The sequence below is a fragment of the Streptomyces sp. GL_148 genome (assembly GCF_057834205.1).
In genome coordinates this window covers 1,116,972-1,132,575 of record NZ_CM174396.1, presented here as the reverse complement: position 1 = coordinate 1,132,575, position 15,604 = coordinate 1,116,972, and the positions used below count along the sequence as shown (strand labels likewise).

Genomic DNA, 15,604 nt, shown 5'->3' with positions numbered 1-15,604 from the left:
GGCCGGGGAGCGCTCGGTACGCGTCGAGCAATGGAGAAGGCAGGTGGTCTGCTGATGGCCGAGCAGTTCGTCGGGTCCGGCTGGGCGTTCCCCCTGCGCATCGGACCGACCGGAGGCATCGCCCTGGTCAGCGGGGAGCGGGAGATCGAGGAGGCCATCCGGCTGGTGCTGGCCACCTCGCCGGGCGAGCGCCCGATGCGGCCCGAGTTCGGCTGCGCCATCCACGACCTGGTGTTCGCGCCGGTCAACGAGGCCACCGCGGGCCGCATCCAGCACGAGGTGTACGTCAGCCTCGACCGCTGGGAGCCCCGGATCGAGGTGACCGACGTCGACGTCACCGCGGGCGCGGAGCAGGGCGTGCTCTTCATCGACGTCCGCTATGCCATCCGCGGCACCAACAACCCGCGCAGCCTGGTCTTCCCCTTCTACGTCATCCCGTCCCACGAGGAGCCCGGCGACGGCGACTCGGACGCCGCGGGCGCCTCCGGCGCTTCGGGCACCTACGGCACCTACAGCACCTACGGCACCTCTCCGGAAAGCGAACGCTGATGGCACTGCCCTCCCCGAACCTCGACGACCGCCGCTTCCAGCAGTTCGTCGACGACGCCAAGCGCTACATCCAGCGGCGCGCCCCCGAGTGGACCGACCACAACGTCTCCGACCCGGGCGTCACCCTCGTGGAGACGGTCGCGCACATGGCCGACCAGATCGTCTACCGGCTCAACCGGGTGCCGGAGAAGAACCATCTGGCCTTCCTCGACCTGGTCGGCATCAAGCTGTTCCCGCCGTCGGCCGCCCGTACCGAGGTCACCTTCTGGCTCTCCGCGCCGCAGGAGGAGCCGGTGCTGCTGCCCGCCGGCACCGAGGTCGCCACCGCGCGCACGGAGGGCGAGGAGGCGGTCGTCTTCGCAACCGAGCAGGAACTGGCAGTCGTACCGAGCGAGTTGCTCCATGTCATGGTGCAGCGCCAAGGCGAGCCCGTCGCCGACATGACCGCCGACCTCGCCGAGGCCAAGGACGTGATGTGCTTCGCCGAGGCCCCGCGGCCCGGCGACTGCATGCTGCTCGGGCTGAGCGCCGCCGTGCCGCACTGCGCGGTGGCGCTGGGTGTGGACAGCCGGGTCGACGGCGTCGGTGTGGATCCGCGGCAGCCGCCGCTGGTGTGGGAGGCGTGGACCGAGGACGGCTGGGCCCTCTGCGAGGTCGACCGGGACGGCACCGGCGGGCTCAACCGGCCGGGCGACGCCGTGCTGCACGTACCCGGTGGGCACGCGGTGTCCCGTACTGGCGGGCGGCAGGCCGGCTGGCTGCGCTGCCGGGTCACCGAGCCGCTGCTCGGCCAGCCCTTCTACACCACGTCGCCGACCGTGCGGTCCGCCGAGGCGTTCACCATCGGCGGCACCACCGGCGTGGTGCACGCCGAGACCGTGTACGACGAGCCCCTCGGCGAGTCCACCGGCCTGCCCGGCCAGCGGCTGCGGCTGGCCCATGCGCCCGTCGTGGCCGACGACCCGACGGTGCTGCTGCAGACCGCCGAGGACGACGGCTGGCGGGACTGGGAGGTCGTGCCGCACTTCGCCTCCTCCGGACCGCGCGACCGGCACGTCACGCTCGACGCCGCGACGGGGGAGGTCGCCTTCGGACCGGCGGTACGGGAGCCGGACGGCAGCCTGCGCCAGTACGGGGCGCTGCCAGCGCAGGGCGCGGTCATACGGGCACGCCGCTACCGCATCGGCGGGGGCCGCTCCGGGAACGTGGCCCGCGGCGCGGTCCGGGTGCTGCGCAACTCCGTCCCGTACGTCTCCGAGGTCGTCAACCGGGAGGCGGCGCGCGGCGGGGTCGACGGCGAGACGGTGGCGGAGGCGAAGGCACGTGCACCGATCACACTGCGCGCCCAGGAGCGTGCGGTGACCCTGCGCGACTACGAGGAGCTGGCCCGCCGCGCCGCGCCCGAGACGGCCCGGATCGCCTGCCTGGAGGGTGAGGAGAGCGAGCACGGGGCGTACGCGGTACGGGTGCTGGTGGTCCCGCAGGCCGTACCGGACCCGGGCGGGCGGCTGCGGTTCGAGCAACTCGTCCCCGGTGACGCCCTGTTGAGGCGCATCACGCGCTACCTCGACGACCGCAGGCTCATCGGGACGCGGCTGGCGGTGGGCCCGCCCTTCTACCAGGGCGTCACCGTCGTCGCCACTGTGCACGCCTTCGGCGGCGTGGACGCCGACCTGGTGCGGCAGAAGGCGCACGACGCCCTCTACCGCCACCTCGACCCGCTGACCGGCGGCGCCGACGGTACGGGCTGGCCCTTCGGCCGCCGGGTCCAGGCGGGCGAGATCTTCGCGGTGCTGCAGCGCGTGGCGGGCGTGGAGCTCGTCGACGAGGTGCGGCTGCACCCGGCGGACCCGCTGAGCGGCAAGCGCGGAGACGCCACGGACCGCATCGACCTCGAACCCGCTGCGCTGGTCTTCTCCTTCGACCACCGGGTGCGTGTGATCGGGGACGACGCATGAGCACGGGCACGGGCACGGGCGTGAGCGTGAGCGCGAGGGGATCCATCGACGGGCTCCGGTCCTCCGCGCCACTGGGCGAGATGCTGCCCGCGGTCTTCGCCGACGACCAGCTGGCGCAGCACTTCGTCGCAGGCCTGGACGAGGTCCTCGCGCCGATCCTGAACGTCCTGGACTGCCTGGACTCCTACTTCAACCCGGCTCTGGCCCCGCTGGACTTCACCCGCTGGCTGGGCGGCTGGGTCGGCGCCGAGACCGACGGCACGGAGCCGGAGGACCGGCTGCGCGCGGCCGTGGCCGCCGCCGCGTACCTGCACCGGGTACGGGGAACCCGGCGCGGCCTGGCGGAGGCGATCCGGCTGGCCTTCGGCGTGGAACCGGAGATCAGCGAGAGCGGAGCCGCCGACTGGAGCGCCCGGCCGCTGGGCCCGGTCCCGGGCGAGCCCCGTCCGCGCCTGCACGTCACGCTGCGGCTGCCCGACCCGGCCCCCTCGGACGAGCACCGGCTCGACAGCCTCGTGGCGGCGGCCCGCCCCGCACACATGCCCTACACGGTCCAGGTGACCGCCGCGGAAAGGAACCTTGAGAGATGACCAGCCAGACCCCCGCCACCGGGCCCCGGAGGGACGGGGCCGCGCACTGCGCCGAGTGCGGAACCCGGGCGGAACCCGGCCAGTCCTTCTGCGACTCCTGCGGCGCGGTCCTGGGCTGGGTGGAGCGCGCGGCGGACGGCGACACCTCTGCCGCCGCTGACGGGGGCGCCCCCGAGCGGGGCGCTCCGGTGGCGGCCACGACCGAGCCGGGTGACCCGGAGCGGCGCGCTCGCGCGTCGGGCAGGACCTCGCGGGACGCGCACGACGCGGGCACGGCCGCGCCGGGAGCTCCTGAGCCGGGTGCCGCCGAGCCGGGTGCCGCCGGGTCTGGTGCCGCCGGATCCGGATCCGGCGGGGACCAGGCTGCCGTCACCGCGGCGCTGCCCTCCGGGGCCTCGGAGGCAGCCCCGGTCCCGGCCGACACCGCGCGGGCCCGGTCGCTGCTCGTGCCCGTCGCCGATCCCGCGCCGCGGGAGACGGCGGCGCCGGCCGTGGTGGCCGTGCTGCCGGGGCGGCCGGTCGCGGACCGGCCGCAGGTCCGTACCCCCGGGCGGGAGGCAGGCGCCGAGGGCGGCGTGCCCTGCCCCTGGTGTGCCACGCCCAACCGGCCGGACCGGCACTTCTGCGTCCTCTGCGCCATGCCGCTGGCCGCCGGCCCCGCCGCACCCGGCGCGCGCCTCACCTGGTGGCGCCGCGTGCTGGACTTCCGCAACCGGGAGACCCCGTGGGCCGGCGACCGGCCGCGCCTGCGCCGCGGCTTCGGGTACCTGATGACCTGGGTGCTCTGGGCGCTGGCGCTGGCCCTGCTGATCACCGCCGTGGTCCAGGCCGACAACGCCTACAACGCCGTCCGCGACCACTTCGCCAAGCGCACCCCGGTCGCACCGGACAGCGTCGCGGCCTCGCGGTCCTACGAGGGGCACGAGCCCCAGCTCACCTTCGACAAACTCAACAACACCTGGTGGGGCCCGGGGATCACCCAGTCCGCCGCGGGGGAGTGGGTCGAAGCCCGCTTCGACCGGCCCACCCGGCTCCTCGACGTCATCATCACCCCGGGCACCTCCACCCGCGCGGACAAGCTGTCCCAGTCGGCCCTCCCGCACCGCGTCGAGGCCGTGATCACCACGTCCGACGGCAGGACGGTCACCCGCTTCCTCACCCTGGATCAGGGCGCCGGGGGCCAGCGCCGCACGTTCCGGGTCGGCGAGGTTACCGCCGTGCGCTTCGTCCTGCGCTCGGCCCACGCCGCCGCCGCCGACAAGCAGGTCGCCGTCGCCGAGATCGAGTTCTTCGGCCCGTCGAACGGCGGCCGGTCCCAGTAGTTCACGAAAGCCCGAGGTGAGGAAGGTCCCATGGTCTCCGCGAAGGAGAAGAACTCCGGCTCCACAGCCAAAAGCGACTCCGTGCGCCAGCGTCGTCCCGCCGCCCCCACGAGCACGGCCGATCATGGGCTGTTGGGGCTGCAGACCGCGGCGGGGAACGCCGCCGTCGTCCAGCTGCTCCGTCAGGCCGGCCATCGGTCGGCCGAGGACCGGCACCAGCACGGTGAAGGCTGCGGGCACACGCAAGAGGCGCCCGCGGTGCAACGGTCCGTCGCCCACGACGTCCTGCGGGCGTCCGGGCGGCCGATGGACGACGCCACCCGGTCCGAGATGGAATCACGTCTGGGCGCGGACTTCTCGGACGTCCGCCTCCACACCGACAGCACGGCGCGGCGGTCCGCCGCCGAACTGGGCGCCCGGGCCTACACGTCGGGCAGTCACGTGGTCATCGGAGAGGGCGGGGGCGACAAGCACACACTCGCCCACGAACTCACCCACGTCATCCAGCAGCGCCAAGGGTCCGTGTCCGGTACCGACAACGGAGCGGGCCTGCGCGTCAGCGACCCCTCGGACCGTTTCGAGCGCGCGGCCGAGGCCAATGCCACCGCCGTGATGGGCCGTCCGGCACCCTCGCCGTCGACGGATGTCCAGCGTTCCGCCGCCCCCGGGGCGCGGCACCCGGAAGCGCCGGTGCAGCGCGCAGTGGTGGTGAAGGACCGGATGTACTCCAACGCCCACCCGCAGGCGCACGAGAAGGACTCCGCGCCGCTGTGGAAGGAGATCGAGACGTTTGTCCGGAACGAACCCCCGCAGCGCCAGACCGAGTTCCGTAAGCACCAGACGGCGATGAAGTACCAGTTGGACAAGTGGGTCGATGACCTCGGGGCGGGCGAGAAGAACGCCGTGGGCGGCCCCTCCAAGCACCACCCCCTGCACGGCCGCAAGATCCGCAACCACAGCTATCCCGAAGTCGGCCAGCTCTACTCGAGCCTGTTGGGCTGGGTGCTCCAGAAGCCGGGGCGCCACCGGGAGAAGGAACTCGCCCAGGACGTGAAGGCCAATGGCGAGATCGAGGTCCACCTCGACATCCTCCTGGCGAAGGTGCACCGCTGGATCGGCGACCTCGCCAACAAGCAGCTCCAGCCGAACCAGTTCCAGTGGATCATCGAGGAGCTCCGGACCGGTCTCGTGCAGGGGAAGGAGTACGGCATCTACCGGACCCACTTCGACCTCAAGATCGGCGCGGCCAACCCCGCGGTGCGGACGGGGATCAACGGCAACATGCTCGCGGTGTTCCAGCACCCGGAGAACTACGACATGCGCGACAAGATCGTGGCCCTGCACGATGTGATGGAGTACTTCCTGGCCGTCCGCCACGGTACGGCGACCGCGGGCAGCGGCCTTCTCGACCCCCCGGCCCGGGAGAAGAAGGTGGGCACTTCGCACATCGCCCCGGACGGCCTGCGGTCCGCGGCGGTGAACAGCAAGGGGATGCACGTCGACCGCGGCGTCGGCTTCATCACCCGCGACGAGACCGACCTCACGACTGAGCTGGCCCGGGAGAACAACGTGCCCGTCTGGGTGGGCCAGTCGGAGACGACCGCGCGCATGATGAACCTCGGAGCCACGGCCGGAGCCAACACCCTTGAGCTCGGCGCCGCCGCGTGGGCGCTCTTCGCCTTCTGGCGCCTCGACTACGACCACACGGTCACCTGGGGCTACCACACCCTGCACGAAGTGCTCGACATGGCGAACAACTTCGGGGTCCAGTACAACGTCCTGGACCGGGAACAGGGACTCCAGGACTACACGCCGGGCCGCCTCTCCGGATTCCTGGACGGCCGGCAGGCCCATCTGGCGGGGGAGGTGCACAGGCTCCGGGCGGCCGTCGCGGACCACGACCACCGCGCTTCCTCGGGAGGCTTCCGCCCGCTGGCCGGCTCCCTCTCGAACCTCCAGCAGAATGTGGCCGGCCTCAGCACGCTGTCCGCCAGGTTCCGGAGCAGCGTCCGGGCGGGCCGGCGCGAGGACCAGCAGGCCGCACTGCGCGAGTACGCGCTTCTCGTCCAGGACTCCATCAAGCTGTACCGGCGCATCGCCGACGCCCTCGCGGCCGCGGCGCCGCCGGTCCCGGCCGCCGGCGGCCAGGGCGCCGCACCCGGCGCCATCCACTAGCGCGCCCCGCCACGTGGCGGCGAGGGCCGGGGCTGCTGCCCCGGCCCTCCGGCATGTCTACGGGGCGGGCGGGGGCGTGGCCGGGCTCAGGTGGTTGCCATCGTCCTTCAGCCGGTCGCCCTGAGCGGCCAGCATGCGGCGGACGACGGGCTCCGGCATGCGGATCACCACCGGGTGCGCCAGCGTCGCCTCCTTGACCGCGGTGGTCGTGCGGCCCTTGGACCGGCGGTCGGTCACGTGGGCCGTCACCCTGACGTCCAGCGTGAACTGGACCAGGACCGAGTTCATCTTCGGCTTGTGCACCGGCATCGAGCCGGAGGAGTTCACCGCGGCGTCGATCGCGCCGCCCGAACCTCCAGCGTTGGCCAGGAGCTGGTTGAGGCGGAATTCAGTGGTGTTGAGCACCCCCGCGCCGAACACCGGGCGGGCGGAACGGCTGTGGTCGGTGGAACTCTGGCCGTCCGCCTGGGTGGGGCGGGGAGCGTTCAGATGGCTCTGGCCGATCGTCTCGAAAGTCGTCTTGTCGCCGAGGCCCAGCACGCGTCCGTTCCGCAGCCGGGCGTGCAGGGAGGTCCGTAGATCCTGGCCCAGCGCGCCGGTGGCGTGCACCGGCGGCAGGTCGGCCCCGGCGGTGGTGAGCAGAGGCAGCGCGGCGATCATCCACTCGGTGGACACCGCCTCGTTCACGGCGTACGCGGCGGCCTGCCCCTTGTCCTCGAACCGGTCGCCTCCGCCCGCCTGCCGGATTGCCGAGTTCACCAGCCACCTGACCTGCGGGGCCCCTTGGAAGCCGTTGACCTGCGCCTCCATCGGCAGCCGCACGCCGGCCTCCCGCCAGGCGCCGGGTGCGACCCCGCCGCCGTCGCGACGGCCCCGCGCGGCGAGCCGTACGTCTTCCACCGGGAGCCGCACCCGGGAGAGCGCCTCCAGGTCCTTGCGCGGAAGACGATGGGTCAGCGTCACATTGCTCAGTTGGGCGAACTCCAGCCGGGTGTTGCCCTTGTACAGTTCGAGGCGCGCCGTGATCGGCATGTGCACCTTGGTCGACTGCGCGGAGCCGTCCACGACGGACTTCATGCCGAGCTGGCGGCGGCCCACGGCAGCGTTGCGCCGCGTGTCGCCGGACGCGTAGCCGAGGCCGGCCGCACCGCCCGCGCTCTTCAACGGGCCCGCCCCGCCGTCCGGTCTGCCCGATCCGGCGAGGACGCCGTCGATACCGGTCAGGGCGGCCTTGTCGTGGGAGGCGCCCTGCTGGACGACGGCCGAGGTGATGTACTCCATGTCCCGGCCGTCGTGCGCGTCGCCCGCCGATACGCCGTCGCCCGCGCGGTCCACTCTGAACACCGCCCAGTACGGGGTCTTGCGGCCGTCGAACAGCTCGACGGTGACCCCGCCGTCCATGGCCCCCGACAGCAGCCCGGCGGAGCCGTCCCGGTCCAGGACGCGCAGCAGCCGCTGCACGTTGTCGTTGCGGTCCTTGAGCTGCTGCCGGGGCAACAGGTCGTCGGCGAGGCCCCGGTGCCTGCCCCCGGAGAGGCGGGTACGCAGCTGGGTGAGCAGCGGGAGGAAATCCGGCAGCCGCTCGATCATGCCGAAGCCGAGGGCAAGGTCACGGGCGAGGTTCGGGGCGAGGGTTGCGGGGGCTCGCCGCGCGGGCGTGGACGAGCCGGCCTCCACCTGGGCGGCGGCCCGATCGGCGGCCGTCCGGGAGCTCTCCGCGCGGGTCTCACCCTGGGGGGTGGTGGAGGTGGCGGTGGCCGCGGTACGTGCGGCTTCGGCCCGCCTCACCTGGTTGCGTACGCCGGCCGGAAGCTGTGCCTCCGTCAGCCACACTCCCGCCGCGGCCGGCAGCGTCCGGACGCCCTTCGCCACGTAGGGGCCGCCGCCGGTGACCTTGACCTCCGCGACCATGGTGACCAGTACGTCGCACTGCACCAGGTACAGCGGGGCCTGCTTCGGGGTGTGGGCGTTGCGTTCGACCGTGCCGGACAGGGCGAGGGACCGGGTGTCGGTCTCGCCGGAGCTGCGGAACGCCGACACGCCCTGGCCGGTGCGCCACAGGGGGCCGCTCTCCGTGACACCGATTCCGAACTGCGTCGTGCTGCTGGAGCCCTGGCCCGACTGCCCGGCCGACTGGTGGCCGCCTTGCACGAAGGTTTCGGTGCCCGGGCCCGCCCCCTTGTGCAGGAATGTGGGGTTGGCCAGGGAGAGCCTGGTGCCGACCGCGCCGTTCAGGCCCGCGAGACGTCGCGGATAGCGGAGGTTCTTCACGACCCAGCCGGAGGAAGCGGCCTGCCGCAGCGCCCCCTGGATCGACCGCTCGCCGAACCTCTCCTCGATCGCCTGTCGCGGCGCGAGCCCTTCCGTCGCCAGCGCCGGGTCCTCGCGCACGCTCTTGTTGCGGGCCGCGGCCCGGGACAGCAGCTGGTACGCGAGGTCCCGCACGGGCTCCCCGTCGACGGCCTCCACCAGCTGCCAGTCCCGTAACAGGGCCCCGGTGGACGGCTGCGGAGCGAGCATGGCCAGATCGCCGATGCCTTCCGCGTCGACATCGTGCTCGGGAGCCGTGGCCTGCCCCAGGCGGTTCGCGGTCACCGCGTCGAGCCGGTCCTTCCCCGCCCGGTCCAGCGTGAACTCGCTGGGAGTGAGCAGCCGTACGTCCTGGGGCCCGAGGTTCATGTACGACAGCGTCTTGACCTCCGGCACCGACCGGCCCGGCGCATCGGGAGTGAGGGTCCGGGCGGTCTTGCGGGGCCGGGAGGTCCTGGTGACCTCCACGTCGAGCTGCAAGGACGCCGTGAAGGCACTCGCTGAGTCGGAGCCGTTGGCCACGACGTCCGTCCGGCCCGTGGGGCCCGCCTGGTTGCGGCGGGTGCCGGTGCTGTGGATCTCGTGGCGGGCGGTGGCGGTCAGCATGCCGGGGATCACCCGGGCCTGGCCGAGGACCAGCCCGCCGAGGGACCGCGAACTGCTGCGCCCGCTCTGCGAACCGCCGCTGACACCGGCGTGGCTGCGAACCGACCAGTCCTTGATGTCGCCTTCGTAATCGGTACCGCTCAACCGCCCTTTGACGAGGAGCTGCACGTCGTGCGCGTGCATGCTCGTCTTGCGGCGCAGCCGCACCCGGATGCCGGTGGACAGCAACTGGTCCTTGTTTACCTTGAGGTTGGTCTCCGAGAGGGTGGTCATCAGTTCGCGGTAGTTGCGCCTCTGGCTCTCGGACTCCTCTCTGCTGGTCTTCTCGAGGCCGGGCGGTGTGGCGCCGAAGTCGGGGAAGTATCCGGCCAGTCGGGGGTCGGTGGCGAACAGTTCGCGCACGGCGCGCACCAGCGGCCCGGTGTCGAGCTTGCCGAGTGCCACGCTCGACCCCTTGCCGCCGAAGGGGAGGTGCCGCTCGACGTCCACCTCGGCGCCGTTCTCATCGGTTCTCGTCGGCTTCTTGACGAAGTCCCCGGCCTGCACGCCCGGCGGTAACGGCAGGCCCAACTCCTTCGCCTCGTCGGCCCGCAGGCTGAGCCACACGTTCATCAGGTGCGAGGCCACCCGGGTCCTCGGGTCCAGGACCATCGCGGGCGAGGACAGGCCCGTGCCCTCCACGGTGAACATCACCGTTCCGAAGTAGAGCGCCTTCTCGCCGCGGACCTCCGCGCCCTGCCGGCTTGCCACGGTCTGTTCGTTCACGGTGAAGCGCGCCTTACGGGCGCCCAGGACCGGCATCGCGGTGGCCCGTACGACGGCCGCGTTGCCCAGCGCCCCGACGCCCGCTGCCGGGCCCGCTCCGCCCTGGAGGGCACGCCCCTTGCCGGCGCTCTCCGTGACCGAGGTCTGGCCGTGCTGGTGGGTGCGCAGCTGGGTCTTTCCGGTGCCCCAGGCGGGGGCAAGACTCCTGATCGCGGCCCTCAGGTGGTAACTGCTCGCCGTTTTGCCGTCCTTGGACTGAAGGTCCGCGCCGACTACACCACCGCGCAGCAGCCGGGGCAGATCCTCCAGTACGGTCGCCACGGAGGTCGCCTGGTACAGCGCGGTCCGGCCGGGCGCGCCGGGTGCGGTGGTCGCGGGGTGCAGCACGGAGGCGACCGCGTCGAACAGCCCGCCGCCGCCCTCGTGCGGCGCGGCGGTGTCGGTCGCGGCGACGGGGGCCATCGAGTCCGCGAGGGAGACGGCGCGGGCGGTTGCGGGGGTCAGGCGTCGCCGCAGTGCCGGCGTGCTGCCGTCGGCCGGTACGAGGTGCTCGGTCGGCACGCGGTGGGTGAGCGTGCCGGAGCCCTCGTAGGTGTCCGCGTTCTGCCCTCCGTGCCGCTTGATCCGCACCTCGTACCGCACCTTGCGCGGCACCTCGACCGTCCCCTTGTCACTGCGCAGCACGCGTGGTTCGGCCACGCCCTGCTGCCGGCGGGACTCGCGGGAGGACTGCCAGGGCTGGGCGCTGCCGGTCGTGGCAGCGCCCAGCCACAATCCCGGTACGACGGGCGACAGCCCGAAGGCCGCGCCTCCGACGCCCTTGCTCGACGACCCGCCGCCCGAATTACTCACGTTGGCGGCGGTGTTGCGGTGGACATCGAGCTTGGTGTCCTTGCCTTCCGGTATCTCCAGATCGTGAAAGGCGGGCGGCGCGTCGTCCTGGGCCCGGCCGATGCGGACGGTGACGTCGTACCACTCCTTGCCCGTACCCCCGCCCTTCTTGCCTTGCGCGTCGAAGGCCCGGCCCGAACCGAAGAAGCTCTCCGGCCGTCCGGTCAGCTCGTTCACGATGTCGGCGACGGTCCCGTCGCGGTACCCGAGCACCGAGGCGAGCACGTGCCCCACGAAGGAGTCCCCGGTCAGCCCGTACGTCGAGGAGAGCCCGGCCGCCTGGAGTTCCATCAAGTACGACGGCAGCTCGTACGCCGTCTCGGCGCGTTCCTCGATGTCCGCCAGCGCGGCGCGCGGGCGCTGCGGCGCCACGGTCCGGGGGCCTGCGCTCCGCGCCCGGCGGATCGCGTCCGCAGTGGCCGCGTTGCCCGCGGACTGCTGGAAGGCGAGCAAGGAGTGGGCCGCGCCGCCGGGAGCGGGCCTGGTGGGGCGGGGCGCCTGGGGCGCCTGATGAGAATCGCCGGTCCGGCCGTGCCCCGGCTGTCGCTGAGTCCGCACGTGATCACCCTAACCAGCCTCGGGGCGGAGGGGGATCCTTCCGCAACTCACCTTTCTCTTGCCGTTGTTGGGCCACCTGTCGGCAAAGTCCGGTACACGGTCTGGTCATCGGCGGCCATGGCCGTAAGGGATTCGTCATGGGCGGATGCCTACCGGCTCGAAGCCTCCCCGGCCAATCATGAAAGCCCATGCGGAGAGGAGCAGCACGTTCATGGATGACGAGGCGGCGGACGTGGTGGCAACGGCCACGATGATCGTGCGTGCGGCGGCGGCCAGACGGGCGGGGCAGGACCGGGTCGTACGGGTGGGGGCTCGGTTGTCGGCCACGGTGTTCCTGGCCGGCTGCCCGTCCGGTCTGTGGTGGAAGGGGGACCGGGCGGACATCCCGCTCGTCGGACGGGTCCTCGCAGGCTGGGGACCGGGCGGCGCGATGCCCTATCCCACCGACCTGATCGGGCTGCTGCTCTTGGTGTTCGCGGCCCTCTTCGGTGCCGCCGGGGTCGGCGCGCTGTGGTGTGGCGCCGCCGACGTGGCCCGCCGCGAGAGCCCGTTCGCCCGGTACGACCGCGACCGCTACCGGGGCGGCCGAGGGTCCGGTTCGGACAGGGTGAGGGAGCCGCCGAGGTAGCGCGCCTCCACGTGGCTGCTGCCGAGCTCACCGTGCGCGGCGAGCAGCGACGTCGCCGTGTCTTGTCGGGGGTCCAGCCCGTGACACGGGGCGTAATAGGTCTCCTGCCCAAAGGCGTTGGCAGCGAACGTGACCGGCTGCCTGTCAGAGCAAGGAGAATCCTGCCTCGGCGGCAACTCCGAACAGGCCTCCGTGCAGCTCTGCAACGGCAGCACCTCTGTGAATGCGGCTGCTGGTCTCAACCCGTACATCAGCTTCGCCGGTGACGCGAAGCAAGCCATGGAGTTCTTCAAGGAGGTCTTCGGCGGCGACCTGGCCGGCCTCACCGCCTTGACACCGATCAGGTCCAGGCGAAGAGCACCATGACGGCTCCGGCCACGAGCAGCAGCACCGCCTGCGTACGAGGGCTCGGTTGCACAACCAGTGCAGATCAGGAGTGGCCGCCGCCGGAGGCGGGGCATGGGGCCACGGGGGCGGGAGTGCGCTCAGACCGGGGCGTTGCCGCTGCGCATTTCACCAGGGCACGACGCCGGCGTCCTCGACGAACGTGCCGGTCGGGCCGTCGTCGGGCAAGGTCGCCAGCTTGATGGCGATCGCCGCGCCCTGTTCGGGGGTGCGCACGCCGCGGAAGCCGTTGAGGTCGGTCGCGACGTAGCCGGGGCAGCCCACGTTGATCAGGATGTTCGTGCCTTTCAGCTCTCGGGCGTACTGGAGGGTGACCGCATTCAGGAACGTCTTCGACGGCGAGTACGCCGCAGCCACCGGACCAATCGTCAGCTCGGTGGCGGTTCCTGACTGCCGGGTGAGGGAGCCGACACCGCTGGACATGTTCACGATCCGCGGCGAGGCGGAGCGGCGCAGCAGAGGCAGCATCGCGTTGGTGACGCGGATGACGCCGATCACATTGGTCTCCACGACCGTCCGGATGGTGGCGGGGTCGACCCGGGTTGGCTCCTGCGGCATCCCGCCGGTGATGGCGGCATTGTTGACGAGTACGTCGAGGCGCCCGGCCCGCTCCTCGATCAGCCGTGCGGCGGCGGTCACACTCGCGTCCTCGGTCACGTCCAGTGGTACGCCGAACGCGTCGACGCCGGCAGCGCGCAGTTTCTCCACCGCTGCCTCACGGCGCTGTTCGTCTCGGGCGCCGACGCCGATGCTCCAGCCGAGGGCGCCCAGGCCCGCGGCGATCTCGTAACCGATCCCCTTGTTCGCGCCGCTGACCAGCGCAATCGTTCGTTCGTTCATAGGACCATGCTGCTCTCGGAACCTGCCGGGGGTCCAAGACCGATCGAGTGGGCAGCGATACCGTCCGGGTATTGATCCGGGGTAACGTGGCTGCATGGAGACCCGGGAACTGCGGTATTTCGTCGCCGTCGCCGAAGAGCTGCACTTCGGGCGCGCAGCGCAGCGACTCGGGATCGCGCAGCCGCCCTTGTCACGGGCCATCCAGCAGCTCGAACGCCGGCTCGGGGCAGCGCTGTTGGACCGGACGAGCCGTAGCGTCACGCTGACCGAGGCCGGCTCGGTGCTGTTGGTCGAGGGCCGGGCGGCCCTCGACGCGGTCGACGCCGCCGAGCGTCGGACCCGCCGCGCCGCCCCTTCCGTGACCGGCCGTCCCGGCCTGGTCCTGGTCACCAAAGCCAACGCGTCCAGAGAACTGCTGGCGAAACTGCTCCCCGCGTACGCCGCCGAACCCGGCGCGGTCCCCGTCGAGGTCATCCTGTGCGGTCCGGCCGAGCAGGGACGACTCCTGCGCGAGGGCCGGGCCGATGTGGCGCTGCTGCACCGGCCGTTCGACTCGACGGCCGGGTTCCACACCGAAGAGCTCAGCGCGGAGGGCCAGGTCGTGGTCCTGCCGGCCGGGCACCCGCTCACCGTCCGCACCCATGTGCACATGGCCGACATCACCGACCTGCCGGGCCTGCCCCTGCCACGCTGGCCCGACCGTGACGGCACCTACCCGCCCGGCCCCGGCCCGCAGGTCCGCGACCACGCGCAGTTGTTGCAGCTCGTCGCGCTCGGTCGGACCTGTGTGGTCCTACCGGAGTCGTGCCGAGCCCAACTGCACAGTGACCTCGCCGCCGTGCCCGTGCTGGACACGCCGACAGTCACCACCGTGATTGCCTGGCCACCGCACAGTCGGTCCAGAGCCGTCGCCGACCTTGTCCGGACTGCGACACGTCTCTAGCAGCTCCAACATGCCCAGTTCCACGCGCTGCAGCGTCCCGACCAGGTCGCCGGGGTGGTCCTGTACGAGAGTGGGTCGGTCACCGGGGCCGAGTCCGGCGAGGAGATGATGCGCACGGTGTGGGAGTTCGCCGCCCCGAAGAAGGAGGCGGTTGGACCGTATGCCGCCACGGGGCACCGTGGTTCGTCCCGCTGTGCACGGCCTTTGTCCTGAGCCGTACGAGGTTGAACGCCTTGACGCCCTGCGCACCCGGTGCCGCCGCGGCAAGTCGGCCCGCCGACGAGAGGCCGCCTTCCGTCAGCAGCCGGAAGCCGGGTCCGACCGGATTGGCGCAGTCGAGCAGGACTTTCCCGCTCAGTGCCGCCTGGAGCCCCGCGATGACGACCGCCCCCACGCCGTACGGCAGCGCGGCCGGCACCACCTCACCGAAGCGCGCCGCCGCGTGCAGACTCCCGTGCCCCGCACCGCCCCCGATGCGTGCCGCAAGCCGTCGGGCCTTCCGTCCAGGCGAACTCCGTGAGCGCATCGGCGGCATCAGCCCCAAGGTCTTGACCGAGACGCTGCGGCGGCTGGAGTTCAACGGTCTGGTGGAACGACACGCCTATGCCGAAGCGCCGCCCCGCGTCGAGTACGAACTCACCACGCTGGGAAGGACATTGCTCGGCCCGATCGACGCATTCGGCGTCTGGGCCTTCGAGCACGGCGATGAGGTCATGGCTGCCCAAGACCGAAACAGTGGGTGAGTTCCAGACCGCGACCTACGCTCCGACACGCCTTCATCGCGATGAGTTCAACCGTCACCCCGTTCGCCGTCAGGCACGACGGCGCACACGTGACCACGATCGAGGGACTCGCGCGCGGCGGCCGGCTGCACCCCCTCCAGCAGGCGTTCATCGACCACGACGGGCTGCAGTGCGGGTGCTCCACGCTGGGCCGGATCGTCTCGGGGGGCGGTCTCGGGATCCAATTCCGGGCTACGGGCGGCGAAGACTGCCAATGTCTGCTGGTAAGCGCGGTGGACCGACGATCACGCTGGCCCGTGCACGGCCCGGATCTTGCTCCAC

General features: G+C 72.2%; 10 protein-coding genes and 2 pseudogenes. 10 read left to right on the top strand and 2 right to left on the bottom strand.

Going from position 1 to position 15,604, the window contains the following annotated elements; genetic code table 11:
- The first annotated feature begins 54 nt into the window (after nt 1–54).
- Genes AC3IYI_RS05140 through AC3IYI_RS05120 form a run of 5 tightly spaced genes read left to right on the top strand, consistent with a single transcriptional unit; the run spans nt 55 to nt 6,594 of the window.
- Complete coding sequence (locus tag AC3IYI_RS05140; RefSeq protein WP_489411892.1) at nt 55–549, top strand: GPW/gp25 family protein; 495 nt, start codon at nt 55–57, stop codon at nt 547–549.
- Nucleotides 549–2,507 carry a putative baseplate assembly protein gene (locus tag AC3IYI_RS05135; protein ID WP_489409070.1) on the top strand — a complete coding sequence of 653 codons (1,959 nt, stop codon included), beginning with the start codon at nt 549–551 and terminating at the stop codon, nt 2,505–2,507. The genes AC3IYI_RS05140 and AC3IYI_RS05135 overlap by 1 nt, the downstream gene beginning before the upstream one ends.
- On the top strand, nt 2,504–3,097 hold the full coding sequence (locus AC3IYI_RS05130) for a phage tail protein (RefSeq protein WP_489409069.1): 594 nt from the start codon (nt 2,504–2,506) through the stop codon (nt 3,095–3,097). The genes AC3IYI_RS05135 and AC3IYI_RS05130 overlap by 4 nt, the downstream gene beginning before the upstream one ends.
- Nucleotides 3,094–4,419 carry an NADase-type glycan-binding domain-containing protein gene (locus tag AC3IYI_RS05125; protein ID WP_489409068.1) on the top strand — a complete coding sequence of 442 codons (1,326 nt, stop codon included), beginning with the start codon at nt 3,094–3,096 and terminating at the stop codon, nt 4,417–4,419. The genes AC3IYI_RS05130 and AC3IYI_RS05125 overlap by 4 nt, the downstream gene beginning before the upstream one ends.
- A gap of 30 nt (nt 4,420–4,449) precedes the next feature.
- Complete coding sequence (locus AC3IYI_RS05120; protein WP_489409067.1) at nt 4,450–6,594, top strand: eCIS core domain-containing protein; 2,145 nt, start codon at nt 4,450–4,452, stop codon at nt 6,592–6,594.
- A 57-nt stretch (nt 6,595–6,651) separates the two neighbouring features.
- Here AC3IYI_RS05120 and AC3IYI_RS05115 read toward each other — a convergent pair whose 3' ends face one another.
- On the bottom strand, nt 6,652–11,724 hold the full coding sequence (locus AC3IYI_RS05115) for a hypothetical protein (protein ID WP_489409066.1): 5,073 nt from the start codon (nt 11,722–11,724) through the stop codon (nt 6,652–6,654).
- A 211-nt stretch (nt 11,725–11,935) separates the two neighbouring features.
- Between AC3IYI_RS05115 and AC3IYI_RS05110 the strand changes: the two genes are divergently transcribed.
- Both AC3IYI_RS05110 and AC3IYI_RS05105 read left to right on the top strand, forming a co-directional pair.
- Entirely contained in the window at nt 11,936–12,352 is a 417-nt protein-coding gene (locus AC3IYI_RS05110; protein ID WP_489409065.1) for a hypothetical protein, read from the top strand.
- Nucleotides 12,353–12,571: 219 nt separating this feature from the next.
- Nucleotides 12,572–12,667 (top strand): annotated as a pseudogene (locus AC3IYI_RS05105) (VOC family protein); the annotation flags it as partial.
- 198 nt (nt 12,668–12,865) lie between these two features.
- Here the strand turns inward: AC3IYI_RS05105 and AC3IYI_RS05100 are convergent.
- Nucleotides 12,866–13,597, bottom strand: a complete 732-nt coding sequence (locus tag AC3IYI_RS05100; RefSeq protein WP_489409064.1) for an SDR family oxidoreductase — start codon at nt 13,595–13,597, stop codon at nt 12,866–12,868.
- A 94-nt stretch (nt 13,598–13,691) separates the two neighbouring features.
- On the opposite strand from AC3IYI_RS05100, the gene AC3IYI_RS05095 reads away from it, so the two are divergent.
- The 3 genes and pseudogenes from AC3IYI_RS05095 to AC3IYI_RS05085 form a co-directional block, all read left to right on the top strand.
- Nucleotides 13,692–14,540: a LysR family transcriptional regulator gene (locus AC3IYI_RS05095; RefSeq protein ID WP_489409063.1), complete on the top strand. Its 849-nt coding sequence runs from the start codon at nt 13,692–13,694 to the stop codon at nt 14,538–14,540.
- A 377-nt stretch (nt 14,541–14,917) separates the two neighbouring features.
- Nucleotides 14,918–15,283 carry a winged helix-turn-helix transcriptional regulator gene (locus tag AC3IYI_RS05090; protein ID WP_489409062.1) on the top strand — a complete coding sequence of 122 codons (366 nt, stop codon included), beginning with the start codon at nt 14,918–14,920 and terminating at the stop codon, nt 15,281–15,283.
- A gap of 65 nt (nt 15,284–15,348) precedes the next feature.
- Nucleotides 15,349–15,495: pseudogene (locus AC3IYI_RS05085) on the top strand (2Fe-2S iron-sulfur cluster-binding protein); the annotation flags it as partial.
- Nucleotides 15,496–15,604 lie beyond the last annotated feature (109 nt).